At 43.0% G+C, this 26,648-nt stretch carries 28 protein-coding genes; 16 read left to right on the top strand and 12 right to left on the bottom strand.

Annotation, left to right across the window (positions count from 1 at the left end; genetic code table 11):
• Positions 1-39: 39 nt before the first annotated feature.
• On the bottom strand, positions 40-870 hold the full coding sequence (locus GS399_RS17970; protein WP_202409502.1) for an alpha/beta fold hydrolase: 831 nt from the start codon (positions 868-870) through the stop codon (positions 40-42).
• Between the two features lie 138 nt (positions 871-1,008).
• Between GS399_RS17970 and GS399_RS17965 the strand changes: the two genes are divergently transcribed.
• Both GS399_RS17965 and GS399_RS17960 read left to right on the top strand, forming a co-directional pair.
• Complete coding sequence (locus GS399_RS17965) at positions 1,009-1,773, top strand: SDR family NAD(P)-dependent oxidoreductase (RefSeq protein ID WP_160846042.1); 765 nt, start codon at positions 1,009-1,011, stop codon at positions 1,771-1,773.
• 5 nt (positions 1,774-1,778) lie between these two features.
• Positions 1,779-2,636: a fumarylacetoacetate hydrolase family protein gene (locus GS399_RS17960; RefSeq protein WP_160846041.1), complete on the top strand. Its 858-nt coding sequence runs from the start codon at positions 1,779-1,781 to the stop codon at positions 2,634-2,636.
• Positions 2,637-2,730: 94 nt separating this feature from the next.
• Here GS399_RS17960 and GS399_RS17955 read toward each other — a convergent pair whose 3' ends face one another.
• A complete protein-coding gene (locus GS399_RS17955; protein WP_160846040.1) occupies positions 2,731-2,946 on the bottom strand; it encodes a KTSC domain-containing protein in 216 nt (71 codons plus the stop codon).
• An 88-nt stretch (positions 2,947-3,034) separates the two neighbouring features.
• Between GS399_RS17955 and GS399_RS17950 the strand changes: the two genes are divergently transcribed.
• Positions 3,035-3,931 (top strand): DNA-3-methyladenine glycosylase family protein, encoded by an 897-nt coding sequence (locus GS399_RS17950; RefSeq protein ID WP_160846039.1) that lies wholly within the window; start codon positions 3,035-3,037, stop codon positions 3,929-3,931.
• Here GS399_RS17950 and GS399_RS17945 read toward each other — a convergent pair.
• From GS399_RS17945 to GS399_RS17925, 5 genes are all read right to left on the bottom strand, one after another.
• On the bottom strand, positions 3,928-4,194 hold the full coding sequence (locus tag GS399_RS17945) for an Ada metal-binding domain-containing protein (RefSeq protein WP_160846038.1): 267 nt from the start codon (positions 4,192-4,194) through the stop codon (positions 3,928-3,930). The genes GS399_RS17950 and GS399_RS17945 overlap by 4 nt on opposite strands.
• Positions 4,191-4,904 carry a 2OG-Fe(II) oxygenase gene (locus tag GS399_RS17940; protein ID WP_160846037.1) on the bottom strand — a complete coding sequence of 238 codons (714 nt, stop codon included), beginning with the start codon at positions 4,902-4,904 and terminating at the stop codon, positions 4,191-4,193. Before GS399_RS17940 ends, GS399_RS17945 begins: the two co-directional genes overlap by 4 nt.
• A 6-nt stretch (positions 4,905-4,910) precedes the next feature.
• Positions 4,911-5,756, bottom strand: coding sequence for a bifunctional helix-turn-helix domain-containing protein/methylated-DNA--[protein]-cysteine S-methyltransferase (locus GS399_RS17935; RefSeq protein WP_160846036.1), 846 nt, complete (start codon positions 5,754-5,756; stop codon positions 4,911-4,913).
• Positions 5,757-5,838: 82 nt separating this feature from the next.
• Complete coding sequence (locus GS399_RS17930; RefSeq protein ID WP_160846035.1) at positions 5,839-6,660, bottom strand: 2OG-Fe(II) oxygenase; 822 nt, start codon at positions 6,658-6,660, stop codon at positions 5,839-5,841.
• Positions 6,661-6,707: 47 nt separating this feature from the next.
• Positions 6,708-7,694 (bottom strand): aldo/keto reductase, encoded by a 987-nt coding sequence (locus GS399_RS17925; RefSeq protein WP_160846034.1) that lies wholly within the window; start codon positions 7,692-7,694, stop codon positions 6,708-6,710.
• Positions 7,695-7,801: 107 nt separating this feature from the next.
• On the opposite strand from GS399_RS17925, the gene GS399_RS17920 reads away from it, so the two are divergent.
• Genes GS399_RS17920 through GS399_RS17910 form a run of 3 tightly spaced genes read left to right on the top strand, consistent with a single transcriptional unit; the run spans position 7,802 to position 9,671 of the window.
• The gene (locus GS399_RS17920) at positions 7,802-8,143 is read left to right on the top strand and encodes a TfoX/Sxy family protein (protein ID WP_160846033.1); all 342 of its coding nucleotides are present in this window, start codon (positions 7,802-7,804) and stop codon (positions 8,141-8,143) included.
• Complete coding sequence (locus GS399_RS17915) at positions 8,140-9,216, top strand: winged helix DNA-binding domain-containing protein (protein ID WP_160846032.1); 1,077 nt, start codon at positions 8,140-8,142, stop codon at positions 9,214-9,216. Before GS399_RS17920 ends, GS399_RS17915 begins: the two co-directional genes overlap by 4 nt.
• Before the next feature lie 2 nt (positions 9,217-9,218).
• A complete protein-coding gene (locus GS399_RS17910; protein WP_160846031.1) occupies positions 9,219-9,671 on the top strand; it encodes a DUF1801 domain-containing protein in 453 nt (150 codons plus the stop codon).
• Between the two features lie 8 nt (positions 9,672-9,679).
• Here the strand turns inward: GS399_RS17910 and GS399_RS17905 are convergent, their stop codons facing one another.
• Entirely contained in the window at positions 9,680-10,306 is a 627-nt protein-coding gene (locus GS399_RS17905; protein ID WP_160846030.1) for an outer membrane beta-barrel protein, read from the bottom strand.
• Positions 10,307-10,415: 109 nt separating this feature from the next.
• Here GS399_RS17905 and GS399_RS17900 point away from each other — a divergent pair, with 109 nt between their 5' ends.
• The 3 genes from GS399_RS17900 to mazG are packed head-to-tail and all read left to right on the top strand — an operon-like array spanning position 10,416 to position 14,012.
• Positions 10,416-12,686, top strand: coding sequence for a GH92 family glycosyl hydrolase (locus tag GS399_RS17900; RefSeq protein ID WP_160846029.1), 2,271 nt, complete (start codon positions 10,416-10,418; stop codon positions 12,684-12,686).
• A gap of 30 nt (positions 12,687-12,716) precedes the next feature.
• Positions 12,717-13,166: a GNAT family N-acetyltransferase gene (locus GS399_RS17895; RefSeq protein WP_160846028.1), complete on the top strand. Its 450-nt coding sequence runs from the start codon at positions 12,717-12,719 to the stop codon at positions 13,164-13,166.
• Between the two features lie 39 nt (positions 13,167-13,205).
• A complete protein-coding gene (gene mazG / locus GS399_RS17890; RefSeq protein WP_160846027.1) occupies positions 13,206-14,012 on the top strand; it encodes a nucleoside triphosphate pyrophosphohydrolase in 807 nt (268 codons plus the stop codon).
• Between the two features lie 4 nt (positions 14,013-14,016).
• Here the strand turns inward: mazG and GS399_RS17885 are convergent, their stop codons facing one another.
• The 3 genes from GS399_RS17885 to GS399_RS17875 form a co-directional block, all read right to left on the bottom strand.
• Positions 14,017-14,988, bottom strand: a complete 972-nt coding sequence (locus GS399_RS17885) for a hypothetical protein (protein ID WP_160846026.1) — start codon at positions 14,986-14,988, stop codon at positions 14,017-14,019.
• Positions 14,989-15,289: 301 nt separating this feature from the next.
• Entirely contained in the window at positions 15,290-16,246 is a 957-nt protein-coding gene (locus tag GS399_RS17880) for a hypothetical protein (protein WP_160846025.1), read from the bottom strand.
• 124 nt (positions 16,247-16,370) lie between these two features.
• Complete coding sequence (locus tag GS399_RS17875; RefSeq protein WP_160846024.1) at positions 16,371-17,591, bottom strand: ABC transporter permease; 1,221 nt, start codon at positions 17,589-17,591, stop codon at positions 16,371-16,373.
• 61 nt (positions 17,592-17,652) lie between these two features.
• On the opposite strand from GS399_RS17875, the gene GS399_RS17870 reads away from it, so the two are divergent.
• The 6 genes from GS399_RS17870 (at position 17,653) to GS399_RS17845 (ending at position 24,497) form a co-directional block, all read left to right on the top strand.
• Positions 17,653-18,912: an exo-beta-N-acetylmuramidase NamZ family protein gene (locus GS399_RS17870; RefSeq protein ID WP_160846023.1), complete on the top strand. Its 1,260-nt coding sequence runs from the start codon at positions 17,653-17,655 to the stop codon at positions 18,910-18,912.
• A 32-nt stretch (positions 18,913-18,944) separates the two neighbouring features.
• Entirely contained in the window at positions 18,945-19,859 is a 915-nt protein-coding gene (fmt, locus tag GS399_RS17865; protein WP_160846022.1) for a methionyl-tRNA formyltransferase, read from the top strand.
• Positions 19,860-20,171: 312 nt separating this feature from the next.
• The gene (locus GS399_RS17860) at positions 20,172-20,990 is read left to right on the top strand and encodes an META domain-containing protein (RefSeq protein ID WP_160846021.1); all 819 of its coding nucleotides are present in this window, start codon (positions 20,172-20,174) and stop codon (positions 20,988-20,990) included.
• A 55-nt stretch (positions 20,991-21,045) separates the two neighbouring features.
• Complete coding sequence (locus GS399_RS17855; RefSeq protein ID WP_160846020.1) at positions 21,046-21,447, top strand: hypothetical protein; 402 nt, start codon at positions 21,046-21,048, stop codon at positions 21,445-21,447.
• A 489-nt stretch (positions 21,448-21,936) separates the two neighbouring features.
• Positions 21,937-22,728, top strand: a complete 792-nt coding sequence (locus GS399_RS17850; protein WP_160846019.1) for an NIPSNAP family protein — start codon at positions 21,937-21,939, stop codon at positions 22,726-22,728.
• Positions 22,729-22,913: 185 nt separating this feature from the next.
• On the top strand, positions 22,914-24,497 hold the full coding sequence (locus GS399_RS17845; protein WP_160846018.1) for a peptide chain release factor 3: 1,584 nt from the start codon (positions 22,914-22,916) through the stop codon (positions 24,495-24,497).
• A 653-nt stretch (positions 24,498-25,150) separates the two neighbouring features.
• Here GS399_RS17845 and GS399_RS17840 read toward each other — a convergent pair.
• A complete protein-coding gene (locus GS399_RS17840; RefSeq protein ID WP_160846017.1) occupies positions 25,151-25,537 on the bottom strand; it encodes a hypothetical protein in 387 nt (128 codons plus the stop codon).
• Positions 25,538-25,836: 299 nt separating this feature from the next.
• On the opposite strand from GS399_RS17840, the gene GS399_RS17835 reads away from it, so the two are divergent.
• Positions 25,837-26,646 carry a polysaccharide biosynthesis/export family protein gene (locus GS399_RS17835; RefSeq protein ID WP_160846016.1) on the top strand — a complete coding sequence of 270 codons (810 nt, stop codon included), beginning with the start codon at positions 25,837-25,839 and terminating at the stop codon, positions 26,644-26,646.
• Positions 26,647-26,648 lie beyond the last annotated feature (2 nt).

Genomic DNA, 26,648 nt, shown 5'->3' with positions numbered 1-26,648 from the left:
ATAAAGCGGCAGATATGCAAGTCTTAAGAACCGATCGCCTTATTTCAGGAAATCGACTACTGCGGCTGCAAATTCTTTTGTTTTTCCCGCGTGATCATGGTCGCCGGGAACTACTCTCATCTGCGATCCTGGAATCATTGCAGCCAGTTTATCAACTGAGCCATTATCCGGATCGTTGTCGCCGGAAACCAATAAAACCGGAATCTTAATTTGAGAAAGCTCCGCAGGAGACGTACTTGGCTGGGCACCTTGCTGAAATGCAAGCTGTTGCCGGTCGAGGCCGCGCTTATTGATTGATTCAATAAATCCGTTCAGTTCAGGTGCAGGCTCACCGCTTAATGCTTTATAAAACATCACTCTTCTCGGCCAGGCAGGATCTGTAAAACCATCGCCCATTCCTCCCATGACAGCCTTTTTTACGTGTTTATCCAGCACTAACAATCTCGCCGCGATGATCGAGCCGCGGGAATAACCGATCAGGTCATACTGCTTTAACGCCAGCTTCTTTGCAAGTAACATAACATCCTTTGCCTCCGAGTCGTGCTGATAGCCATTTAGAGATGATGGCTTACCCGACTTGCCATTTCCCCTCAAATCAAGACTTATTACCTGGTAACCATTTTCCAAAAGTGAATTATAAAGTTCCGTACTCTTCCATCCCTGGCTAGTCCCGGTAAAACCATGAAGGAGGACAACAGGAAAGCCTGTTCCCGCGATCTCGTAATAAATCTTAGTTCCATCAAATGAAGTGAGAAACTCAGAAGATGCCTTACGAGAAATTGTATCTGTCGAAGCAACCTGGGCAGAGGCCCCGGAATACATCGCAACCCAGGCAATTAAGCAGCAAATTTTTTTTGAGATGTGAAGCATACGTAAATGTATAAAACTGTGAGATGATATCAGCATTTCCATCCGGACTTTGATTGTTCACTTAAAGGTCTTGATATTGCTGGTCGAGTATCCTATTTTGCGCTTGTCAATTACATCTGATTAATTATCCGTCCGAAAATGTTCAATCTTACAGGAAAAACAGCGCTCATTACAGGAGGAGGAAGCGGAATAGGCAAATCTGCCGCGACATTATTTGCTAAGCAGGGCGCCGAAGTCCTAATCCTTGATTTAAACCCGGAAAACGCCGGAAATGTTGCCGGGGAAATTAATTCGTCCGGAGGAAAGGCATCTGTTCATGTTTGCGATGTAAGTGACCAGCAGCAGGTTAAAACGCTGGTTGAGCAGTTTGAAAAGATCGACATCCTGATCAACAACGCAGGGATTGCTCATGTAGGCAAGGCTCACACAACTGATGAAGCAGACTTCGATCGCGTTTATAATATTAATGTGAAAGGGGCGTACAACCTGTTACACGTCGTTTTGCCAATGATGATAAAAAACAATGGCGGTGTCATTTTAAATCTTTCATCAATAGCCGCGGTTGTCGGAATTACTGATCGCTTTGCGTATTCGATGAGCAAAGGTGCTGTCCAGGCAATGACCTTATCTGTGGCCCGCGACTACCTCAGCAGTAATATCCGGTGTAATTGTATATGTCCGGCAAGGGTCCACACTCCTTTCGTAGATGGTTTTATCGCCAAAAATTATCCCGGACAGGAAAAAGAAATGTTTGAAAAACTGTCTGCCTCACAACCTATTGGCCGAATGGGAACAACTGAAGAAATCGCGACCCTGATGCTATATCTTTGTTCAGACGAGGCGTCATTTATAACAGGCTGTGATTATCATATTGATGGTGGCTTTGTTAAACTTAATAACTAAATCAAATGAAATTAATACGTTACGGAAAACCAGGCCGGGAAAAGCCGGGAATTGTACTGGATGGAATAAAATATGACGTTTCGGCCATTGGCAATGACTATAACGAATCTTTTTTTGAAGAAGACGGCCTCCAGAAACTTGCGGAGTTTATCACGCAAAATAAAGGTGAGCTTACAAAGATCGGTGAGGAAGATCGCTTAGGATCGCCTGTAGCACGGCCTTCAAAAATTGTTTGCATAGGCTTAAATTATGCCGACCATGCCAAAGAGACGAATGCCCAGATACCGTCTGAACCGGTGATCTTCATGAAAAGTACTACGGCACTTACAGGACCATATGATGAGATCATCATACCCAAAAACTCTGAAAAAACTGATTGGGAAGTTGAACTCGCCGTGGTTATCAATAAAAAGGCAAGCTACGTAACGGAAGAAGAGGCAAGCAGTTTCATTGCAGGTTATGTGCTTCATAACGATGTATCAGAACGCGCTTTTCAGATGGAGCGCAACGGTACCTGGGACAAGGGTAAAGGCTGCGACACTTTTGCGCCGGTAGGGCCTTACCTGGTAACACCTGATGAAATTCCCGACCTTAACAACCTCAGATTATGGCTGGATGTTAACGGAAAAAGAATGCAGGACGGAACCACTGCAAACTTGATATTTAAAATTCCATTCCTGGTTTCTTACGTCTCTCAGTTTATGACTTTATTACCGGGGGATATCATTTCAACCGGAACACCAGCCGGCGTAGGACTTGGCTTTAACCCGCCGGTTTATTTAAAGGCTGGAGACGTAGTAGAACTCGGAATTGAACATTTGGGAGAAGCACGGCAGGAAGTTAAGGCCTATGTTAAAAGCTAATTTGAATACAACAGGGTGTAACTAAATTTTATAAATACGCTACAGGCGATAATGGCCGGTAGCGTATTTTAACGAAACGGTTAGCCGGCAGCAACTATCCTATTCGTTGTTCGGCGTGTTTTCCTTTGATCCTTGTAACAAAGTAATTCCCCTTCGACTCTGCCTGAAGCAGGCGTTTATAGTCAGCTTTAGAAACGTTCAGATATTGCCATACTGCTCCCTCCTCTCTAAATTCGACCTCAAGTATTTTTCGCTTTTCATCATAACCCAGAGTTTTTAAGGCCGATGATTCTACGTAATATCGCTTCATATACACTTTACAACCGGTGCATTTTACTGTTTTAAGAATGTAGCAAAAAGTGTATTATCCGGCGGGTACTTTATGGCTATTTTTGGAAATGCATACCGCTAAAATCATTGTTATTCCACTCCCGGATTCTTTCAGTTTTGATGAGTGCCTTTGGTTCCTCGACAGGAACTATGACGACTGCCTGCATAAAATTGGTAACAGGGAGATTTCGAAGGTGGTTGTAATAGATCAAAGTCAATTCTTATTAAGGATCAGCGAAAAACAACAAGAACTTTTAGTCGAAATATTAGCGGGACCGGATGACGGGGAAAGTGTTCAGGCAATTAAGGAATATATTACTGAGTGGTTTGACCTCTCACACGATATACAGCCATTTTATGATCTATTAGCCAGCGATGAAACATTCCGATACATGCCTGAAAGGTTCCGCGGTCTTCGGCTTATTGCTATCCCCGATTTATTTGAAGCACTTTGCTGGAGTATTATCGGGCAGCAAATAAACCTGTCATTCGCTTACAAGCTAAAACGCAGGCTGGTAGAGAAATATGGCGGAACAATAACATGCGAAGATTCTGTTTATTATACTTTTCCGCTTCCGCAAGTTTTGGAACTGGCGACCGTTGATGAGTTTAAAGGCATGCAGTTTTCAGGGAAAAAGGCCGAGTATATTATTGAACTGGCAAAAAGATTTTCGAACGGCGATTTGAACAAAGAGGTCATAAAATCATTACCATCACTTGCCGAACGACAAAAAACACTTCTGAACATTCGTGGAATCGGTATATGGACGGCTAACTACGCGCTGATGAAGTCGCTTAAAGAGCGGTCATGCATCCCTCACGGTGATGTTGGACTGCTGAACGCCTTAACTACTCATGGTGTTATAGCTAACCGAACTGAGCTCGAAAAGATAAAGGAATTTTTCGACCGGTATAAAGGCTGGGAAAGTTACCTTGTTTTCTATTTATGGAGAAGCCTCGCCTAATCTTCCCGGTTCTTTTTCCAAAGAATGTATTCTGACTTTAAACAATGTCCGCATGGCCGGTAACCAAGGCTTAATGCTTCTTCTTTATTGCGAAAGAATACCCGGTTTTTTACTTTCATCCGCTTGCCGGAATCGCATTTCAGCCCGCCAAATATTTTCAGGTTTCGATTGCCGGCGAAAGTTACTTCGCCGTTGTCCATCATCACTTTGAGGTTTCTTGCCCTTTCAAGTTTGGCTATTCCCAGTGCAATATGCTCTATCATGTTACAGCATCATGAAAAATGATCCCCAGGGAATACCTGTTTCCATTTAAAACTTCACTAACTCCATGTTTCATATTCGCCCTGTAAAATCCGTGATTACCTTTAACAGGCCGGAAATTGGTTGTAAAGATCAATGCATCACCCTTCCCTGGCCGCAAAACGATGGCTTTTGACTGCGCCCTGGGAACCTGTTCTGTAAGGACAAATTCGCCGCCTTCATAATCTGTACCTGGTTCATTTAAAAAAAGCACGAGCTGAAAGGGAAAGAAAATGTCGCCGTACAAGTCCTGGTGCAAAGTATTAAATCCGCCCTGCTTATAATTAAGTATTAGAACCGTCGGTTCATGTTGATTGTGCGCTCTGCAAAGGCTTTGCAAATCACTAAGTGAAGCCGGATATTGCCGATCGATATGAAGAACGTTCATCCAGCTATTTGCAGCAGGCGCCAGCTTTTCATATACATTTTCCCGTATCAGATGAATAAGCTCGGGCAGCGGATAATTATAATACCTGTACTCGCCCTTGCCGAAACGGTAGCGCTCCATTGTAATCGTTTTACGGAATAACTGCTGATCTCCATATTGATTCCTGAGAACATCACAATCGTGTGGTGTTACAAGTCCTTTTATCTGCGAATAACCCTTGTCATTGAGCTGACTGCACACAAGCTGCCAGTCGACCGTTTCCAGCCGTTCAATTATATTATCCATCTTGCATTATTGAAAATTAACCCGTGCCGCTTCCCAACCGATCATTGCTGTTTTTCGGTTAGTTCCCCAGTGATATCCGCCGAGGGCTCCGTCTGACCTGATCACCCTGTGGCATGGAATCAGGAACGCGACGGGATTATCACCCACTGCCGAACCCACTGCCCGGCATGCATTAGGATTCTGTATGTTTCCGGCAAGAGTAGAATAAGTTACTAAGCCTCCCATCGGCACTTTCAGCAGTGTTTCCCAAACTTTTAACTGGAACGGTGTTCCCTTCAAATGGAGCTTGATATCATCAATTTTTGTCCAGTCGCGGCTAAAAATGTTAAGCGCATTTTCCTGTTTCTTGTCGAACAGCTGTTGATACCTGGCATTAGGAAACCGCTTCCTCAAGTCATCAGATGCATGTAATTCATCTTCAGCAAAAGCCATATAGCAAATCCCTTTAGCGGTTGAAGCGACGAGCAACGTTCCAAACGGGCTTTCAGCAAAACTGTAATTAATCGACAGCTGTTCGCCGCCATTTTTGTACTCGCCCGGTGTCATTCCCTCGATATTAATGAACAGGTCGTGAAGACGGCTGGTTCCTGATAGCCCTGTTTCAAATGCGGCGTCAAACAAGGTGGCCTGTTTCTCCTTCAGAATGCTTTTGGCATATTCTAAGCTCAGGTATTGAACAAATTTCTTCGGACTTATACCAGCCCATTCAGTAAACATGCGCTGAAAATGAAAGGGACTTAAATGGACTTTTTCAGCTATTTCGTCCAGTTCCGGCTGTTCCCTGAAATTAGATTTCAAGTAGTCGATTGCCTGTGCAATTCGTCTGTAATCTGTTTTTTCCTGCGTTTCCATCCGATTTAAATTATACTCAAAATTAGGCGGCAGCGCAAACCGGATGAACCCGAAACTTGCTTAGTTAATTAAAAAAAATGCATTATTTAATAATCCGTTTTGCTAGTCTTGTTATTACCGGCGGTGTCAAATCGGACAATACACTTTTCAATGTTATTGGTTCTTTCACGGTATCGTTTTTTATTCCCGCCCGATCTACGAATAACGTTGAATGCGGCTTTTTATCTATTTCGCTTTTTGGTCGGCCGTTACTATAATAATATAACGCCAAAGATCTCCGGCTTCGGTCAGCAGGGCATGTTAGCGGATCCGGATGGCCATGAAATGAAAAATCCGTCGTGGAAAATATCGCTACCCGGTTAAAAACAGGTAAGATCTTCTTGTATGCTTTCGTCATATTTTTATCCCATAGCTCGAAATGTCCTCCATAAGCCTCTTCCCAGTCATGATTCAGGTACACCAGGAGATTGATCCTGCGGTCAAGTTTAGTAAACTCATGTTTATTAAAGTCGGCGTGAACCTTTAATAATCCTCCTGGCTTAATTTCATGGTAACCGCCACCTGTAAGATAAGGGTCAGGCAATAGGGTTTCGTTAATACCGGTGAGTTCCTGTAAAAATTCCAGAAACGGCTGGGAGTTTAAATAATGAACCAGAAGCTTTGTCGTATCGCTAAAATGTTTCTCACCTTTTGCTTCGAATTTTTTTTCGTTATGATTATCGTAGCTTATAACATCACTTTTTTTTGAAAGATCGGGGAAGTCCTGGGCAACCTGGTTTAAGATTTGTGGATCAAAAAAATTTTCAAACACAATGTTCGGAAAGGGTTCGGCACTTAGGTATTCCTGTTTTTTATCTTTTGCCAGCTGTAGAAGGTCGATTATAGATGCATTTAGTATATTCATAGTAAAATTATTCGCCTTAAATTTAATTATTACGGCATAAACTTCGGTTAAAAAGCGCCCCTTATCAAACTAAAAATTTCCTTATCATACAGCTCTCTCAAAGCTATATGAGTGTTGTTATTTAACGGCTGTAACTCTGACGCCCTTACGTTATGCTGAACCTGCGATAATTTACTTGCTCCGGGAATGACAGTTGTTATTTGCGGATGATCGAGAATCCACCGAAGTGACAATTCTGCCAGGTTTCCTTCAGGCATAATTTGTTTAATCTTGCCGGCTAATTCAACGCCCTTGTTAAATTCAATCCCCGAAAACGTTTCTCCAACATTAAATTGCTCACCATTTGCGTTATAATTCCGGTGATCATTTTCTGAAAAAACTGTTTGGCTGCCAAACTTTCCTGCTAGCAGTCCGCTCGCCAATGGGACCCTTGCTATCAGCGCGATTTCATTTTCTGCTGCCTTCTGAAACACTTCATCCGCGATATGCTGACGAAACAAATTAAAAATAATTTGTAAGGACGCGATGCCCGTTTGTTCGAGACAAATTAACGCTTCCTCAGAAGTTTCAACACTCGCACCCCAATACCTGATCAAGCCTTCGGACTGCAACCTGCGCAAATGCTCAAAAACTTCCGCTTTACGAAGCTCTTCAGTTGGGATGCAATGTAACTGAATTAAAAATAACTGATCGAGCTGCAGGTGTTTAAGTGAATCCTGTACATGCTTCTTCATGGATTCATAAGTGAAATTTTGCGGCCAGCCATTCGGTGAATCATGCCTACGGCCCAGTTTGCTCGCCACATATATTTCTTTGCCGGGTATGGTTTTTAAAAATTTACCGATGATACTTTCACTTACACCCATGCCGTAAACGTCGGCTGTATCAATGAAATTTCCGCCGGCTTCTAAGTAGGCGTTTAATATTTTGAAAGCATAATCTTCATCAACAATGCCCCAATCGGCACTGCCGAGTTGCCAGGTACCCAAGCCGACTTCGGCCACTTTTACATCCTTAAATGATCGGTAATTCATAGCGCTAAAATACAACAATGCATCGCCGACTTAAGAAAAATGATCAAATTGAAAGCAATGCCGCCCAGCTTTGGTTAATAAAATATATTTGATTTTAAAAGCTCACCATGCCATATAATGAACAACTAGCCGCCCGGGTGAGGGAAGGCCTCGCCAGCCGCGTCGAAGACGTAACCGAAAAGAACATGTTCGGCGGAATTTGTTTTATGGTAAACGATAAAATGTGCGTTTGCATCAGCCGCGATGATCTTTTATGCCGTATCGGTGCTAAGCGGGTCGCTGAAATGGCCGGGCGCATGGGCGTAAAACAGATGACCATGGGCGAGAGACCTATGAAAGATTTCGTATACGTGGAAAAGGAACAAATTCAATCGGCTAAAGAACTTGATTACTGGGTCGGCCTTGCCCTCGAATTTAACCTGATCGCGAAGGCTTCGAAAAAAAGATGAATACTGTAAAAGATCTTATTTCTTTGCGACTGCAAAACCAGCAGATAAGCTCCACCGCTTTTAAAAAACCAGAGGAAATTGTTTCGTGGATGCTGGCGATGCAGTCCCAGGAATATGCAATGGCGAAATGGGCTATTGGCTTGCGCCTTCCGGACTCGACTGACAATCTCGTTGAGCAAGCTTTTAATGAAGGTAAAATTCTGCGGACACACCTGATGAGGCCCACCTGGCATTTTGTTACTCCGGAAGACATCAGGTGGCTTGTCGCCTTAACCGCCCCGCGTGTTCAGGCATTTAACGCGTTTATGTATCGAAAAACGGAACTGGATAGCAAAATATTAAATAGTTGCAATGACCTGCTTATCCGGAATCTTGAAAACAGACGGTATCGAACACGCAACGAACTAAAAGAGAAACTAAGCACCATTACGAACGTTACGGATGGAATGAGATTGGCCTACATCGTAATGAATGCTGAGCTGCAAAATCTGATCTGCAGCGGCCCCAGACGAGGCAAGCAATTCACCTACGCGTTGACCGACGAACGTGCGCCGTCGGCACCGCCGCTGACGAATGATGAAGCGCTATTTCAACTGTGCCGCCGGTATTTTAGCAGTCGCGGCCCGGCCACGGTACATGATCTTTCATGGTGGAGCGGGTTAAGCATAACTGACTGCAAAAAAGGTATTGCAAGTCTTGATAAAACATTTATCACGGAAACGATTGAGGGGAAAAGTTATGTTTTTAGCTCCAACGAAATAGTGTCTTCATCCTTGACGAAACGTACTTTTTTGCTGCCCGACTACGATGAATACGGCATTAGCTACAAAGACAGGAGTGTGTTATCCAGCAATTCGACAGTGGACAACCATCCGGCAACCTCTACTTTTTTTCATATAATTGTTATTGATGGTTTAATGGGCGGCTGGTGGAAGCAAAATGACAATGGAAAAGTAATATCGATGAAACTTCCTTATCTTGATAAACTTAGCCAGTTAAAGAAAAAAGCAGTTTTAAGAGCAGCAAAAGCGTATACTGATTTTTTTGGCAGAAGACTTCAATTAACCGAATAACCATGCAATCAAAAGCCAATTCAGCCGTAGAGTATATATCGGAATTACCTGCCGACCGAAAAGAGGTGATCGCTGCCATTCGCGAGGTGATTATAAAAAACCTGCCAGCCGGTTTTGAGGAAATAATGAATTACGGGATGCTGTGTTATGTTGTGCCTCATAAAATCTATCCGCCGGGCTATCATTGTAATCCAAAAGATCCACTACCTTTTATATCGCTCGCATCGCAGAAAAACTACATTTCATTTTACTATTCGGGATTTTACGACAACGATTTGTTAAACTGGTTGACTGAACAGTACACGATACTTACAGGTAAAAAGCCCGATATAGGTAAATGTTGCATCCGGTTTAAAAAGCCCGCAGAAATTCCTGTTGCTTTGTTAGGTGAACTTTGTACAAAAATAACTCCGGATGAATGGATCGCCCATTATGAGAAGCATGTAAAACGCTAACGCAGCTACTATTTTTTTGCAAAAATCCCGCTGATATTTGATTTGATACCTACGAAGACCGGCACAGCGCTGAATCGTTTGTCTTCAATTTTCTTGGTGCCGGTTTGATAACTGCCTTCTGCAAAAAGCTTTATTTGCCCGATAGCATACTCAGCGCCGAACCCACCTTCAAAACCGGGTGTCCAGATAGTAACCGATTCAAGGATCGCCTGGTTATTCGCATCTACCCGTATTCTTGGTGCGATGATCATTCCGCCTCCCGCTCCAAGAAAAGGATAAAAAGTAAACTTATCTTGAGACAATCGATACCCGGCCGCAACGTTTACCAGATAAGTTGTCGCCCTTCCCTTCTGAATTGCGTAGTTATAACCTGGCTCACTAATCTGCTGGTCATACCTAAAAACTTGCAGGTTTAATTTCGGATATAAGAACCAACCTTTTTTTCCAAGATTAATATTCAATCCCAAACTGGTTGAAAACTTAGGTTTCAATACATCGCTTCCACCAACAGGGAAACTAAACCCGATGCCATTAGAAGTGTAAAGAAATGCTTTTTTTTTAGTCGAGTCACTTTGCGCAACTGATGATAACGCTGTTAACATCAAACAAATTACGAGTAGATAAGTAATTTTCATGCTTTATTAATAAGCGGAGTAACCCTTTTGTTTCAAAGCGATGTATTTACCTTTTGTCATTTTAAATTACATTCACATCACTATATTCGCTGATCTTATTCATTTTATCATGAAGAAACTATCCTTTGTACCCCTCCTATTTCTGATTTCTGCGGCTGTTGCGCAAACAAGCAGCCCCGTAGATCTGATTAACCCGCTAATGGGAACCCAGTCAAAACCCGATTTATCGAACGGCAATACATATCCGGCAATAGGATTGCCCTGGGGGATGAATTTCTGGACACCCCAAACCGGGAATATGGGAAATGGATGGGCATACACTTACGATGCGGATAAGATTGTGGGTTTCAAACAGACTCATCAACCCTCTCCATGGATGAACGATTACGGTCAGTTTTCCCTGATGCCAATCACCGGCAAGTTACAATTGAAAGAAAAGGAGCGCGCAAGCTGGTTTTCACATAAAGCTGAGACGTCAAATCCCTACTATTACAAAGTCTACCTCGCAGATCACAACATTACCACGGAAATCGCACCAACCGAAAGGGCTGCGAGTTTTCAGTTCACTTTCCCGAAAAGTGACAGCTCGTACGTGATAATCGATGCTTTCGACAAAGGGTCATACGTTAAAATTATTCCGTCTGAAAATAAGATCATTGGCTACACAACCCGTAACAGCGGCGGTGTTTCCAAAGATTTTAAAAACTATTTCGTTATCCAGTTCAGTAAGCCATTTACTTACCAGGATGTGTGGGACAAAGATTATAAGCTGACAGGTAAAACAGAACTAACCGACCAGCACGCGGGAGCTGTAGTTGGATTTAAAACAAGCATCAATGAAAAAGTTACCGCCAGGGTCGCATCTTCATTTATCAGTGTTGAACAGGCCGAACAGAATCTGAAAGAAATTGGCAATGATTCATTCGAAACAGTCAAAACAAAAGCTAAGGCGGTCTGGAATAAACAACTGAGCCGCATCAGCGTAAACGGCGGTTCACCTGAACAGATTCAAACGTTTTACTCATGCCTGTACCGCACAATGTTGTTTCCGCAAAAGCATTATGAAATAAACAACAATGGAAAAATCGTGCATTACAGTCCATATAACGGAAAAACAGAAGCCGGTTACCTGTTTGCCGGAACTGGCTTTTGGGATACGTTTCGTGCGGAATATCCGCTGCTGAACTTGCTGTTTCCGTCAATTTGCAAAGAAATGCAGGAAGGACTTATCAACGATTATAAAGAAGGTGGCTGGCTGCCGGAATGGTCAAGTCCTGGTTACCGGGATGTGATGGTTGGTAATAACTCCGCGTCCGTTGCCGCTGAGGCTTACTTAAAGGGATTAAGAGGTTACGATATAGAAACACTTTACAAAGCTCTGATCAAGGATGCAAATAATGAGGGCCCGCTTGAGGCTGTCGGAAGAAAAGGTGTCGAGTATTATAATTCATTAGGTTACGTACCGTACGATGTAAAGATCAACGAAAATGCAGCAAGAACGCTTGAATATGCCTATGATGATTTCGCGATCTATGAATTAGGGAAAGCCTTGGGCAAGCCCGAGTCGGAAATTGGTATTTATAAAAAGCGGGCGATGAACTATAAAAACCTGTTCGATCCCTCTACCGGCCTGATGCGCGGAAAAAATAAGGACGGAAGTTTCCAGTCGCCGTTCAATCCATTTAAGTGGGGCGACGCGTTCACCGAAGGAAACAGCTGGCATTATACATGGAGCGTGTTTCATGATATACAAGGTTTGGTTAACCTGATGGGTGGAAAAGAGAAATTCGCCAATAAACTTGATTCTGTTTTCTTGCTTCCGCCTGTGTTTGATGATAGCTATTACGGCAGCGTTATCCATGAGATCCGGGAAATGCAAATTGCCAATATGGGCCAGTACGCTCATGGGAATCAGCCGATCCAGCACATGATCTATTTGTACAATTACGCTAACCAGCCCTGGAAAACCCAGTATTGGGTACGCGAGGCGATCAACCGTTTGTACAAAGCTACACCCGACGGATATTGCGGCGATGAAGATAATGGACAAACATCGGCATGGTATGTATTTTCGGCCTTGGGATTTTATCCTGTAACGCCGGCCTCAGATCAATATGTTCTGGGAGCGCCGCTATTTAAAAACGTAACTATCAAACTCGAAAATGGTAAAACGCTTAACATACAGGCGGCACAAAATTCGGAAGCGAACCGCTATGTTAGTCAACTAAAAGTTAACAATGCAGTTTATTCCCCGAGCTGGATCAGCCATTCAGGAATTATGAAAGGTATAACACTTGATTTCGGCATGTCGTCTCAACCTAATAAACAGCGTGGCATTAAGGCGTCAGACGTTCCGTTTTCGTTATCAGGAACGAATTAAAAGCTTACCAATTGTAAGCATTAAGAGTTTATGCGGCAATTATTCAGAGAATCCGAGCCTGCTGACATTGCAGGAATGCAGATCGTAAGGAACAGCGTGAAGGAAAACCAACTGTCCGATCCGTCTGTGGTACCTGATAGCGACGTTGCCGACTACATAAGTCGCCGAGGAAAGGGCTGGGTATGCGAAATCGATAAAAAGATTGTCGGTTTTTCAATCGCCGACCTTGAGGGTCATAGTGTTTGGGCGCTTTTCGTCCACCCTAATTATGAAAAGTCAGGCATCGGATCGAAACTTCTCAGCATGATGCTCAACTGGTACTTCGGCGAAACAACCGAAACTATCTGGCTTAGCACGGCACCGGGCACACGCGCCGAGTTGTTTTATCACAAAAAAGGCTGGATCCAAACCGGATTACATCCTAACGGCGAAACTCGTTTTGAGTTAAGCTATGAAGAATACCAATCAGGATCTCTCTGACAATTCTCATTTTGTATTTTTACAGCAAATATTCTCACCATGCCGCAAAACATTGCTCCAGAAACCGCTTATACTCCTGCATCCGCTTTTGAGCGACTGCTTACAATCATGAATACTTTGCGCGAGCAATGCCCATGGGATAAAAAGCAAACCATGGAAAGCTTAAGGCATCTCACCATAGAAGAAACTTATGAACTTTCCGACTCCATCCTGGAAGGTGATCTGCAGGAGGTTAAAAAAGAGATCGGCGACATTATGCTGCACCTCGTCTTTTACGCGAGGATTGCTTCTGAAACCGGCGAATTTACTATTATAGACGTATTAAACGGCATCTGCGATAAGCTTGTCCACAGGCATCCACATATTTACGGTGACGTAGAAGTTGCCGATGAAACCGATGTTAAACGAAACTGGGAGCAACTGAAACTAAAGGAAGGAAACCGGTCGGTGCTGGAAGGCGTACCAGGCTCACTACCGGCATTAGTAAAGGCTTCCCGCATACAGGAAAAAGCCCGGGGCGTAGGTTTCGACTGGGAGGAAAAAAGCCAGGTTTGGGAAAAGGTTGAAGAAGAAATGCGTGAATTCAGAGATGAGTTTAATGTTACAGATGATAAAGACATTGATAAAGAAAAAGCGGAAGGCGAGTTCGGCGACCTCCTGTTCTCTTTAATCAACTATGCTCGCTTTGTTAACATCAATCCGGAAGACGCACTCGAAAAAACAAATAAAAAATTCATCAAACGATTCCAATATCTCGAAAGCAAAGCCGGCCAGCTTGGGAAAAGTCTCAAAGATATGACGCTCGCTGAGATGGATGTTTTCTGGAACGAAGCTAAAGGACTATAGTTAATCAGGGATATTCAAAACCCTGGTTTGTTTCCGGCCCCCATTGGTCATTTAAAGTTACACGAAACCCCTGACCCAGAGAGAAAAACTTTCCTGAAAATGTTACCATAGTATTTTTCTTGAGACTGACACCGTTGCTTACGAATTTATGATCAATTTCTTCGCCCGCTGCATTGTAGATGTAAAGATTTACAGAAACACCGGCTTCCCAGAAATAAGTACTTAGGGTCAGATCTTTTTTACCTATATCTTCGGGTTTTATCAAATATTCAATTGTTCTAAATGGTATTGAACCAGAATGATAAATCCCGTTACCGGAACCAAGATCGAACAGAAAGCTTCCGGTGCCAAAGCAGACTTTCACTTTTGAAATACCCTGGGGAATTGCGTCTAACGCCTTAACATTAACTTTTCCAACAAGGCGATCCAGCTTAACTTCATTTGGAGAAGCCTGAGTAACCGTCAAATGCAACTTTTTATAAAAGTTGTCTCCAATATCATTGGTTTCATCCCAGTTTGTAAAATCCAGGTAAACTCCCGGCGGTGTGTAGATTTGTTCTTCTTTGATAAAATAAACGTCTGCATCAGGCCTGTTGGACCCTATTATATAAATCTGGTATTTGCCTGCAGGCAGCGTATCCTGTAAAAAACCAAAGTCGTAATTATCGGGAGAATCCGGGTTTGTAGAATAAACCTGCTTAATGCTTTTAAGCATGGTCAATGAATCACTCTCCTTCGCTACGTAATAATAAAGGTATTTGATTTGGTCACTCAGGCCGGACACTTTTTGCCCTTTATGATTGCCTTGGGCCGGAAATGGGCTTACGTTTGATGAAAATTCCGACACCTTAAATGACACCGGAAATTTTTGACCGGTCGCTGTTCCGTCCGGCTTATTTTCTAGTTTACCTGAATCTTTTTTACAAGCAGCTGCGATCATAACACAGACTACAAGAAGTGATAGTATTTTTTTCATAAGTAAAAGTTTAACAGATAGTTACAATTAAATTTAACAGTAAATGTCAAAAAGTAAATGATCAGGAAACAGTCTGTGTAAAATTTGTACTTATTGAGAAATTTGATAAATCAACATACTTTCCTGCCTGATAAACGCAATGGCCTTTACCGGCTAGATGTTACTAACAAGCATAGATGATGGCAAAAGCATTTCAGATGTCAATGTACGGAGACTAAGCAGTAGCAGTCGCCGAGTAGAGATTAATTTAAGCAAAGTTTATAGGATAAAAACTATTGTCCTAATATTCCAATACTGTTTTTTAAGGATATTCAAATCCCTGGTTTGTTTCCGGTCCCCATTGGTTGTTTACATTTATGTTAAATGCCTGGTCAATTGAAAAAAACTTTCCTGAAAATGTCACAATACTGTTCTTCGCCAGCTTAAAGCCGGTACTTACAAATTTTTCCTCAATTTCATCACCCGCGGAATTGTATGTATAAAGTTCAATTCCGCCACCGTCCCAATAATAAAAACTCAAGGTCAGATCTTTTTTACCGACGTCCTCGGGTTTGATAATGTATTCAATAGTTCGAACAGGCTGGCTACCACCAGGATAATTTACCCCTTTGCCTGAGTTTAAATTATATGAATACTCATTCGTGCTGAAATTAACTTTTACTTTAGAAACACCTTCAGGAATTGCATCCAAAGCTTTAACGTTCACCTTCCCAACGAACCGATTAAGTGTTACATTGGTGACTGCAGCCTCGTTAACAGTTAAATAAATTTTTTTATAAAAGTTATCTCCCATATCTTCGGTAACGGGTCTTTTGGTAAAATCTAAATAAACGCCCGGCCGCAAATAAGGGTCCTCACCTTCTATAAACGCTACATCTACATCTGAGCGGTTTGAACCTATTAAATATACCTGATATTTGCCTGCAGGTAGAGTATCCAGTAAAAGCCCAAAATTATCCGGATCTGAAGAATATGATTGTTTGACCATATTAAACAATTTTAAGGAATCGTTATCCTTTGATACATAGCAATAAAGATACTTGATATCATCACTTAAGTCTGAAACAGTCTGCCCCTTTCTTACTCCTTGTGCAGGAAACGTCCCAACATCAGACGTGAAACCAGACAATTTAAATGACACCGGAAATTTTTTAACGGTCGCTGTTTCGTCCGGCTTATTTTCTAGTTTACCTGAATCTTTTTTACAAGCAGCTGCGATCATAGCGCAGACCACAAGAAGTGATAATATTTTTTTCATAAGTAAAAGTTTAACAGATAATTACAATCAAATTTAACAGTAATGTCAAATAGCAGATGACCAGGAAACAGTTTGTGTAAAATTTGTACTTATTGGGAAATTTGATAAATCGACGTAATTTATCCTACTTAAACGCAATCGCCTTAACCGGCGATATCCGGCTTACCAGTACGGATGGAAGCAATAGCGCGAGCATACAGAAAATCAGCGTACCGATATTTAAAAGCAGCACGTCGGTAAGATCCAGTTCAACGGGAACAAAGTTCATGTAATACGAAGCTTCATCCAGTTTAAATAGGTGAGTCTTCGCCTGAAGGAGACAAAATCCAAGCCCCAGCGCATTGCCAAGGATCATTCCCAGGCTTATCAGGTAAGCGGCGTTATACAGAAATATCTGCCGTATTTTCCAGTTAGAGGACCCGAGCGCTTTTAAAATACCGATCATATTGGTTCGTTCGAGAATAATAATGAGCAGCGCTGAAATCATATTGATAACTGCCACAGCAAGCATTAATACCAGGATCACCTGGGTATTCACATCGAGAAGGGAAAGCCATTGAAAGATCGTTGGGTAATATTCGGTTACCGGGTACGATTTAATATTAAACGGAAGGTTATCAGCCACGCTGGCAGACACTTTTTCAAGCTTGTTAAAATCATGTATCCGGATCTCATACCCGCCAACTTCGTTGTCTTGCCAGTTATTAAGACGCTGGATAAGCGATAGATCGCCGATCACGTACATACGGTCCACATCTTCTACTCCCAGATCATAAATGCCGACAATGGTAAACTTTCGTTTCCGTAAGGGCTGCTGCACGAAATACATCAGGAAATCGTCGCCGGTTTTAAGCTTAAGCCGGTTAGCGGTGTATTGTGAGATAAGTATTTCCTGCTTTGATTTTTCGGGATCGGAGAAATTAATTGCCCGGCCGTTGACCATGATACTTTTGAAATACTGCCAGTTATAATTCTTGTCGACGCCTTTCAATACCACCCCTTCTACTTCGTTATTCACATTGATAATACCCGGCTTACTGGCATAGGGCTGCACCAATTCAACTCCCCGTAAATGCTGTAAATTTTGAAGTGTATCGGCTGTTAAATGAATCTTGCTGTTCTCCTGCGAGGTGTTTAGATCAAATTTATTAATGATGATATCTCCGGCAAACCCGCGAATTTTAGATGTGATCTCACCCTTAAAGCCTTTAACAATGGCTACGGATATGATCATTACGCCTAATCCCAGCATGATGCCCAATATGGCAATGCGGACACTGAGTTTTGAGAACGAACGCTGGCTTTTAAACGTTATTCGACCGGCAATAAATGAAGGCAGATTCAAGCTGAACGGTATTTTTGTACTTTAGCAAATATAACCGAATAAGCGAACAATACATTTTGGCATGAAAAAAATCGGCGTCCTTCTTCTTACCGCGCTTAGTTTCAAATCATTAAACGCGCAGGTCGTTTTGGGTACAGGTGTCCCCGACCCGCGTAAAGTAAACGTTAACGCGATAGACAAGCCCGCTATTAAAGGAAAGATCATTACCGGCGCGGACCAGACAGCAAGCTATCTTCCACTATTAAAAGGAAAAAAAATCGGCATGGTTGTGAACCCAACTTCGATCATAGGCAGTAAGCCAAGTGTCGACAGCCTGGTTGCCCTTGGTGTTTCTGTCGTTAAGATTTTCGGTCCGGAGCATGGTTTTCGCGGAAATGCCAGTAACGGCGCTAAAGTTGATAACAGTGTTGATGAAAAAACCGGGATCCCGGTTATATCGCTTTACGGGAAACATGAAAAACCGACAAAAGAAGAACTTGCCGATGTTGATCTGATGATCTTTGATGTTCAGGATGTTGGTGCCCGTTTCTATACTTACATCAATACCCTGGCGCGGGTTATGGAAGCTTGCGCCGAAAACAACAAAGAACTGATCATTTTTGACCGGCCCAATCCAAATGGTTTCAGTGTCGACGGACCAATACTTGACATGTCGCTGAAGTCAGGAATCGGGCAGTTCCCGATACCGATTACGCACGGGCTAACGATCGGAGAATTCGCGCAAATGCTAAACGGAGAAGGATGGCTGACAAATAAGGCTCAGTGTAAAATCAGGGTGATAAAGGTCGCCAACTATGCGCATAATATGCACTATACTTTACCAGTAAAACCCTCACCTAACCTTAATTCACAGCAATCAATCATTCTTTATCCAACCTTATGTTTGTTTGAGGGAACCGTTATCAGCCAGGGACGCGGCACGCAGTTCCCGTTTACCGTGTTGGGAAACCCGGAACTAAAAGGAAAATATAAATTCAGCTTTACCCCCGTAAGTTTGCCGGGCATGAGCGAAACACCGCTGCACCAGGATAAAGCTTGCTATGGTATCGACTACCGGAAATATAATCTTAACAATATTTATAAAAGCGGTAAGATCAACATTCAGTGGATGATTGATTTCTATAAGGCTTATCCGTATAAAGAGAAATTCTTTGATTACAAACAGAGCAACCAGATGGGAAATATTGATAAGCTTGCCGGAACCAAAGATTTTAAAGAACAGATCATTGCCGGTAAAACCGAAGCGCAGATCAGGGAAAGCTGGGAGCCGGGCTTGTCGCGGTATAAACTAATGAGAAAGAAGTATTTGCTTTATCAGTAATTAGTAGATAGTAGTTAGTAGCCTTTAAGTATATGAAAGTAATATTCATGGGTACGCCCGAATTTGCCGTCGCTTCTTTAGACGCCTTAGTTAAAGCCGGATTTGATATTGCAGCTGTCGTTACGGCGCCGGACAAACCTGCAGGCCGCGGGCAAAAGATGAACGAGTCGGCTGTTAAGATATACGCTATTGAGAACAGCCTGAAAATCCTGCAGCCCGTTAAATTAAAGGATCCGGATTTTATCAGTGAGCTGCAGTCGCTTAATGCAGAGTTGCAGGTCGTGGTTGCTTTCCGCATGCTGCCGGAAGTTGTCTGGAACATGCCGCCGAAAGGAACCGTTAATCTTCATGCATCATTGCTGCCGCAATACAGGGGTGCCGCTCCTATAAACTGGTCGGTGATCAACGGAGAGACCGAAACCGGCGTAACAACTTTTTTGCTGAAGCACGAAATCGATACCGGCGACATCCTGCTGGCAGAAACCGTTGCCATTGAAGATAACGATACTGCAGGGACTGTCCACGACAAGCTGATGAATACAGGGTCGGCCCTGCTCGTTAAAACCGTGCAGGCTATCGCCGATGGAGATTATGAAGAAACTCCCCAATCCGAGTACATCGAGGGTGAGCTGAAACATGCGCCCAAAATTTTTAAAGAGGATTGCGAGATCAGCTGGATGAACCCCGTAAAAAAGGTTTACGACCAGATCCGGGGATTAAGCCCTTATCCTACCGCTTATACAACGTTCCAGGAAAAGAACTTTAAAATATTTAAGGCGGAAATGGAAGTTAAAGAGCCTGGAATTTTGCCGGGAGGATTTCTAAGTGATGGAAAGAACCATCTGAAGTTTGCCTGCAATGATGGCTTTATATGTGTACTGGAAGTACAGATGGAAGGCAAAAAACGAATGGGCATTGAAGAGTTTTTGAGGGGAATCCGACTTTAAAATTATTGTAAGTGTCTTCTTCAAAGATGTTCGGAAGATTGGGTTTAACTAAATCGCTCCAAATTCTGCAGATACGATATGACACTGGTTTTGCCTTTTTAGTGAATAACTAATATCTTCCGAACAGCTCGGGTGTCTGCACCAAAAATTAAACATTATTTTTCAGCGAAATTTCGTGTGAGAATTTGCGTTTATTCCCGTTACCCGCTGATATCTGCCATAGCAGGCAGGCTGTACAGGCGTTAGTTTCAGACCGGCATAAGCTAATGAAACCAAAATCACGGGCAGGGGTTTATTGTAAAACTAATCACAATGAAATCCTGGTACTTTATTTTCTTATCTGTAATCCTGGTTTCCTGCGCTAGCAAAGGAAAAGTAGGAAAAGCCTTCAACACCAGCATAGACTCGTCACAAAATAAAGAAGCCGGCGAACCGGTAAATAAACAGGCATTCTTTATGAAGAAACAGGCTGAAGGAGTCACATTCCTGGCCTCAGGAACAGAGCCGTTCTGGTCACTTGAAATTATTCGTGAGGAGTCGGTCAAACTTAAGCAGCTGGGAAAGGACTCATTGCTTTTTCTATTTAAACAACCGGAACGGGCGATGGATGCGGATATCCGCCGTTACCATGTTCAGTCTGATCGTGATGAAATGATATTTACTGTTAGCCGTGACAGTTGTGTCAACGCCATGTCGGGCGAAAAATCCCCTTTCAAGGTGACCGTACAGGTAAAAAAGAAAACTGAGCGCGAATTCCTTACACTGAGCGGCTGCGGAACATTTATACCGGACTACCGGCTTAATGATATCTGGACGATTGAAACGATCCAGGGAAAACAGGTGCTTGAAAATGAATACTCGCGAAACCGTCCCGGCCTGGAAATTCACATTGACAAAAGCGAGTTCGGTGGAAACAGCGGGTGCAATGGCATCGGCGGAACTATTGTAAATGAAGCTAACGGAATCTTGTTTACAAGGATGATCGGCACCATGATGGCCTGCCCGGGTGACTTAGAAAGCAGGTTTAAAAATACCTTAACAATTTCCAGAACTTATAAGATCGAAAATAACCGGTTGTATCTGTATGACTCAGCGAAAGAAGAGCTCGCTGTTTTTAGAAAAATTGATTAAAAATTGTCTGAACGTTATACTTTTACTACTTTTAAAATATAACTAATTACATACTATGAGATTTATTTTACTTTCAACAGTTTTATTTTTTGCTTTGTCCGCATGTAAAAAGGAAGAGAGTTCTTCCAGCTTAACCGGAACATGGGAACTACGCCAGGTAAACGGCCTCCAGGTGAAGGGAGCCTCACCGGATATTCCCGCCGGCCAGGGAAATATTGTCAAGATTTCAGATAATTATTTTGAAAAATATTACGGCGATAAACTTGTTCAAAAAAGCACTTATAAGGTAGAAAAAGTTAACTTGTCGGTTAATAATGATGTCGCCGAATATAAAATAACGTTTGACGACGATTCTTACATGCCGTCTTATCTCCTTAACGTAGAAAAAAAGAAATTAACGATCTATATTGGTGCGATAGCTTCTGATGGTGTTGAGGAAATCTATTTGAGGAAATAATGACATTTGCCTCATTATTGGTGTCCTTGCTAATGATGAGGTATTTCTTTTTGGAGCGCAGTGTCTTTTTAAGGATTAACGTTTGCTCCTGCTTATACTCCGCAGGCATATTCAAAAGGCGTTATTCCAATATCATTAGTTAAGCAAATACGGTCAGCCTGAGGCCGTCGAAGAATAGTAATTTTCTTAATTCATACAAAAAATGCCACGCTTCGAGCGCCTCAGCGTGACATTTTTTGCCCCAACACTTCATTCCGGGGTAACCGTAGCTATCGGGGCTAAAAAGCAAAGCTGTTTCCTGATTTTTGGCACTTACCAGGCAAACTGAAGATGGGTGGTTTATACCATCGTTAAACTCAATTACAGTTATAGCCTCCGATTCAACGAAAACCTAACTCTTCATTTATTTAAAAAGCTTGCAAGTGTTTGCAGCTTGAACTGTAACTGCTATCTTTAACGGTAGCCAGTACCTATAGCAAACAATTCATAATGAAATCAAGACGCTTCTTTCAATCCATTATTCTAACGTTTCTTTTAGCCGGTTTTAGTTGTGCTATTGCCAGACCAAGCAGTACACCTAAGCAAAACGGGGAATTCTATGAGCTCAGAGTTTATACATTTAAGAACACGGACCAGCAAAAACTTACTGAAGATTATTTGGAGAAAGCGGCGATCCCGGCACTGAACAGGTTAGGAAGTAAGACAATCGGTGTTTTCACAGAACAACAGCCTGAAGGACAGACGAAAATTTATGTGATTATTCCTTATAAGAGTATGGAAGAGTTTATTGGCGCAACACAAAAACTTAAGGCCGATAAGCAATACCTGCACGCGGCAGCGCCTTACCTGGAAGCTTCGGCACAAGCCACTGCTTACGATCATTTCGAAAGCTCTTTCCTTAAATCGTTTACCGGTTTCTCCCAAATTGTTGTACCTGAGAAAAAGGATCGCATATTTGAGTTACGCTGCTACGAAAGCCCCACAGAAAGCGCCGGGAAGAAAAAGATCAGTATGTTTAACGACATGGGCGAAATTGATATCTTCAAACGAACCGGCCTGACGCCCGTGTTCTTTGGCGAAACGCTGATCGGGAACAAATTGCCCAACCTCACCTATATGCTGGTATTTGACGACATGAAAGACCACGATGAAAGCTGGGGTAAATTTGGCAAAGATCCAGACTGGAAACGTATCAGCGCCCTGCCTGATTATACAGACGCGAAGATCATCCGTAAGATAACGCGAACGTTCCTGGTGCCGACAAGGTATTCGCAGATTTAGCGGTTAGTACTGGTCATCTTCCTATCAGGATTAAGCAATTCATTTACAAAGGATAAAATTTATCTTATCTTTGCCGCCCATGAGGGCAGATACATTTTTATCTACAAAAGTTTACTCCGGCAGACTCGCTTCGGGTAAAAGGAAAGCCCTTCAATTCCTTTAACGATCACGCATTTTATTTTTATATGGATCTCAGTCCCGAAATTGAAAAACGGAAAACCTTTGCTATTATCAGTCACCCGGATGCAGGTAAAACGACTTTAACCGAAAAGTTCCTGTTGTTTGGTGGTGCGATTAACACGGCGGGAGCCATTAAGCGCAACAAAGCCAATCAGAACACCACTTCCGATTTTATGGAAATTGAGAAGCAGCGTGGAATTTCGGTCGCGACTTCCGTGATGGGATTCGAGTATCGCGGAAAACGCATAAACATCCTGGATACGCCGGGCCACAAGGATTTCGCGGAAGATACTTACCGGACGCTCTCGGCTGTCGATAGTGTTATCCTTGTTGTGGACAGCGTTAAGGGAGTTGAGGAACAGACCGAAAAGCTCATGCAGGTTTGCCGGATGCGGAACACACCGGTGATCATTTTTATCAATAAAATGGACCGCGAAGGTAAAGACGCCTTCGACCTGCTCGACGAAATAGAGAATAAACTGAGCATCAGCCTCTGCCCTCTTTCATGGCCGATCGGGCAAGGCTACACATTCAAGGGGGTTTATAACCGTTATCATAAAGAGCTGAACCTGTTCGAAGCCAGCAAAACCAAAGTTGCCGAGTCGATCGTCAAAGTGAACAACCTGGATGACGAGGCAATTGCGGAGCACCTGAAAGAATCAGATATCAAGCAATTAAAAAACGACCTGGAGCTGGTTGAAGGAATTTACGGAGACGTCGACAAAGAGCTCTATCTCGAGGGCCTGCTCGCGCCGGTCTTCTTCGGAAGTGCTATCAATAATTTCGGTGTACGAGAACTGCTCGACACTTTCATCGACATTGCTCCAAGTCCAAAAAGCCGGGAAGCTGAGGAACGTGACGTAAAAGCCAGCGATTCGAAGTTCACAGGCTTTGTATTTAAGATCCACGCGAACCTCGACCCGAATCACCGTGACCGTATCGCCTTTTTGCGTATATGTTCAGGCAAATTCGAGAGAAACACTTTTTATTACCATACCCGGTTAAAGAAAAAGCTAAAATTCGCCAACCCGATGGACTTTATGGCGAATGAGAAAAGCCTGGTTGAAACCGCATATCCCGGCGACGTGGTCGGCCTCTACGACAGCGGTAACTTCAAGATCGGCGATACACTTACTGAGGGCGAACAACTGCAGTTCAAAGGTATTCCCAGTTTCTCACCGGAGATCTTTAAGGAACTGGAAAACCGCGATCCGTTCAAGACCAAACAGCTGGAGAAAGGGATACAACAATTAACCGAAGAAGGGGTTGCGCAGTTATTCATCCAGCAGCCGGGTAACCGGAAGCTTGTCGGTGCTGTTGGCGAACTGCAATTCGAGGTAATCAGTTTCCGCCTCGAGCATGAATACGGCGCGAAGGCGGCCTTCCGCATGCTTAACTACCGGAAATCAAGCTGGGTCACGTCGACGAATAAAAACCAACTGACCGACATGGAGCGTCGCAGGGCCTCAAATATCGCTTATGATAAAGAAGGAAATACCGTTTTCCTTGCGGAGAATGACTGGGTGATCAACCTGGCGAAACAGGATTTCCCGGAGGTGAGTTTCCATACGACGTCGGAGTTTAAGTGAGGGGAATAGGAAATGGAAAATGGTGAGTACCTGACATCGCTTGCCGCTACACCAGGATCAGAACGATGCAACGGGACAGGCAGACTTTCCGAACCAAGTAGATTTATTACCGTGTAGTCTTCGAATTAGAATATTAAGATGCTGAATTAAGTTCAGCAGGACGAACGTAAAGAAAGTCATCACAATTCCCCGGTGCGTGTCCTCACGCAACGGAATATACTGTTAAGTCTTAAGTGTGGATCCTTCGTTCCTCAGGATGACAAACATAATCGCGTAATTGGGTTGCGACTGTATGCCTTCCGGCATGATAAGATGCTGAATCAAGTTCAGCAAGACGAACGGGTAGATTTAACGTTTGGCTTGAAAATGATCACCCACCTAACCGCCCTCAAACGCTGGATAGATTTTGCTAAATGCTAAAGCGGAACGTTGATCATTCGAATGGCGCTTATTTGTTTGAGACCTCTCCTTTCCACGCTTACGCCGTGACGTGCGGTGAGCTTGGAGACTGCTTCTTGCCTCGCCGTGATGAATTGGAAGGATGATGTGCGATAAGGGGGACTGCTTTGTGCCTCGCAGTGACGAAAACGCAGGGCATAAAAAAACCTGCCGGGCACCCAGCAGGTTAACTATGACAAGTTTAGTTAAATATCTTAGATAATGCGTTTTAGTTTATAAAAACCAAAGCCAGCAGCAATTACAACCAGGATGTAGATATAATTGTCAAGAGGAACACTTGTTTCAGGACAAGGTTCAAAATTTGCGGGTCCAGTAGGAGTTCCATCGGCATCGGCATTAGTATTATGATAACCAGAAGGAGGACAATCAGCTACAATGTCCATGTATGACCAACTAGCTCCCACTCTTTTGCGATATGTATAATAGGTACATCCAGTTCCTGTCCCATCGCAAGGATTTCCATCGACAAAACTTGCATAATAAACGTAGCCATCAGGTGCGGGAGGAGGGGTTTGCGAAAACCCTTTTTCACTCAGCAATACTAAAAAGAAAAGAATGAATACCGATAGAAATCTTTTCATAAGCTCGCCCACTTCCTGCATTTTTTATGCCATCGTGGAAATATTTCGCAAAAATCAGTTAACAAACTGATTAAGGCAAATCAACATAGTCGTCTTAAATTTTATCGCTAAAGAGCTTTTATCGAAAGGGGAAACTTCTAATCAATTTGAGAAAATAATTCACAGTTCTACACAATTCCCGTAATTAAAAGAGTGCATCCGAATAAGGTTTGATTTTTGTTCCGCTCCAAGAAATTAAATTTTTAAACACTTAATTTTAAAATTTTAAGCATCTTAGCGGGGGGAATTTTTGTATTTAGATGGTTCGGTTAAAGGTTAAGACGACATTATTATTATTCAGCATTATCACAGTTTTTCTCAGTTCCTGTGCTGTCAGGAAAAAACAGGCGCTTTTCACCGCGCCCAGTGACCTCGTCACGGATACCATTAAACATGTTTATGTAGTTAACGATCACGGAGAAAGCGACAGCTGGTATAAAATAAAAGCCAATGACCTGCTTGCAATCCAAAACCTGCAGAACCAGGAATTCGGAAGTACAGGAGCTGCTACCACTACAGCGAGTGCTACTCCTGGCAATAACTCCAACTCAGTCACTTATCCCGTTGAACAGGACGGAAGCGTTAATTTACCGGCGATCGGAAAAGTTGAAGTAGCCGGACTCAGCCGCAGGCAGGCGACCATGAAGATTCAGGACCTCTATGAGAAAAAGCTATTAAAAAATCCTATCATCCAGCTAACTGTAGTCAACCTTAAAGTAACCCTGCTGGGCGAGTTCAGCAAACAGGGAAACTACCTTTTAACTAAAGACAATACTACTTTAATAGACATTATCGGCGAAGCCGGCGGAATCAGCGCCACTGCCGACCCGAAGACGGTAAAGATCATACGCGGCGACCGTGCCAACCCTGAAATTATTTACGTGAACCTGAACGATATCAACAGCCTGGCCAGCAAGAAACTGGTTTTGCAAAATGACGATATCGTTTATATACAGCCTACCAAGTCGGCGGCCTTAAATTCGAAAGTACAGAACATCAATACCATTGTTCAGCCTCTGCTGACGATTGTCAATCTTGCCTTAGTTATTTTAACATTTTCACGCCTGTAAGC

Origin of the sequence: Hufsiella arboris (assembly GCF_009834875.1) — a bacterium.
GTDB classification, from domain to species: domain Bacteria; phylum Bacteroidota; class Bacteroidia; order Sphingobacteriales; family Sphingobacteriaceae; genus Hufsiella_A; species Hufsiella_A arboris.
This window is presented reverse-complemented; position numbering and strand designations above follow the sequence as displayed.

What these genes read in the sequence shown, in the direction of transcription:
- GS399_RS17970 (WP_202409502.1), bottom strand. Translation starts at nt 870, where the DNA reads ATGCTTCACATCTCAAAAAAAATTTGCTGCTTAATTGCCTGGGTTGCG.
- GS399_RS17965 (WP_160846042.1), top strand. Translation starts at nt 1,009, where the DNA reads ATGTTCAATCTTACAGGAAAAACAGCGCTCATTACAGGAGGAGGAAGC.
- GS399_RS17960 (WP_160846041.1), top strand. Translation starts at nt 1,779, where the DNA reads ATGAAATTAATACGTTACGGAAAACCAGGCCGGGAAAAGCCGGGAATT.
- GS399_RS17955 (WP_160846040.1), bottom strand. Translation starts at nt 2,946, where the DNA reads ATGAAGCGATATTACGTAGAATCATCGGCCTTAAAAACTCTGGGTTAT.
- GS399_RS17950 (WP_160846039.1), top strand. Translation starts at nt 3,035, where the DNA reads ATGCATACCGCTAAAATCATTGTTATTCCACTCCCGGATTCTTTCAGT.
- GS399_RS17945 (WP_160846038.1), bottom strand. Translation starts at nt 4,194, where the DNA reads ATGATAGAGCATATTGCACTGGGAATAGCCAAACTTGAAAGGGCAAGA.
- GS399_RS17940 (WP_160846037.1), bottom strand. Translation starts at nt 4,904, where the DNA reads ATGGATAATATAATTGAACGGCTGGAAACGGTCGACTGGCAGCTTGTG.
- GS399_RS17935 (WP_160846036.1), bottom strand. Translation starts at nt 5,756, where the DNA reads ATGGAAACGCAGGAAAAAACAGATTACAGACGAATTGCACAGGCAATC.
- GS399_RS17930 (WP_160846035.1), bottom strand. Translation starts at nt 6,660, where the DNA reads ATGAATATACTAAATGCATCTATAATCGACCTTCTACAGCTGGCAAAA.
- GS399_RS17925 (WP_160846034.1), bottom strand. Translation starts at nt 7,694, where the DNA reads ATGAATTACCGATCATTTAAGGATGTAAAAGTGGCCGAAGTCGGCTTG.
- GS399_RS17920 (WP_160846033.1), top strand. Translation starts at nt 7,802, where the DNA reads ATGCCATATAATGAACAACTAGCCGCCCGGGTGAGGGAAGGCCTCGCC.
- GS399_RS17915 (WP_160846032.1), top strand. Translation starts at nt 8,140, where the DNA reads ATGAATACTGTAAAAGATCTTATTTCTTTGCGACTGCAAAACCAGCAG.
- GS399_RS17910 (WP_160846031.1), top strand. Translation starts at nt 9,219, where the DNA reads ATGCAATCAAAAGCCAATTCAGCCGTAGAGTATATATCGGAATTACCT.
- GS399_RS17905 (WP_160846030.1), bottom strand. Translation starts at nt 10,306, where the DNA reads ATGAAAATTACTTATCTACTCGTAATTTGTTTGATGTTAACAGCGTTA.
- GS399_RS17900 (WP_160846029.1), top strand. Translation starts at nt 10,416, where the DNA reads ATGAAGAAACTATCCTTTGTACCCCTCCTATTTCTGATTTCTGCGGCT.
- GS399_RS17895 (WP_160846028.1), top strand. Translation starts at nt 12,717, where the DNA reads ATGCGGCAATTATTCAGAGAATCCGAGCCTGCTGACATTGCAGGAATG.
- mazG (WP_160846027.1), top strand. Translation starts at nt 13,206, where the DNA reads ATGCCGCAAAACATTGCTCCAGAAACCGCTTATACTCCTGCATCCGCT.
- GS399_RS17885 (WP_160846026.1), bottom strand. Translation starts at nt 14,988, where the DNA reads ATGAAAAAAATACTATCACTTCTTGTAGTCTGTGTTATGATCGCAGCT.
- GS399_RS17880 (WP_160846025.1), bottom strand. Translation starts at nt 16,246, where the DNA reads ATGAAAAAAATATTATCACTTCTTGTGGTCTGCGCTATGATCGCAGCT.
- GS399_RS17870 (WP_160846023.1), top strand. Translation starts at nt 17,653, where the DNA reads ATGAAAAAAATCGGCGTCCTTCTTCTTACCGCGCTTAGTTTCAAATCA.
- fmt (WP_160846022.1), top strand. Translation starts at nt 18,945, where the DNA reads ATGAAAGTAATATTCATGGGTACGCCCGAATTTGCCGTCGCTTCTTTA.
- GS399_RS17860 (WP_160846021.1), top strand. Translation starts at nt 20,172, where the DNA reads ATGAAATCCTGGTACTTTATTTTCTTATCTGTAATCCTGGTTTCCTGC.
- GS399_RS17855 (WP_160846020.1), top strand. Translation starts at nt 21,046, where the DNA reads ATGAGATTTATTTTACTTTCAACAGTTTTATTTTTTGCTTTGTCCGCA.
- GS399_RS17850 (WP_160846019.1), top strand. Translation starts at nt 21,937, where the DNA reads ATGAAATCAAGACGCTTCTTTCAATCCATTATTCTAACGTTTCTTTTA.
- GS399_RS17845 (WP_160846018.1), top strand. Translation starts at nt 22,914, where the DNA reads ATGGATCTCAGTCCCGAAATTGAAAAACGGAAAACCTTTGCTATTATC.
- GS399_RS17840 (WP_160846017.1), bottom strand. Translation starts at nt 25,537, where the DNA reads ATGAAAAGATTTCTATCGGTATTCATTCTTTTCTTTTTAGTATTGCTG.
- GS399_RS17835 (WP_160846016.1), top strand. Translation starts at nt 25,837, where the DNA reads ATGGTTCGGTTAAAGGTTAAGACGACATTATTATTATTCAGCATTATC.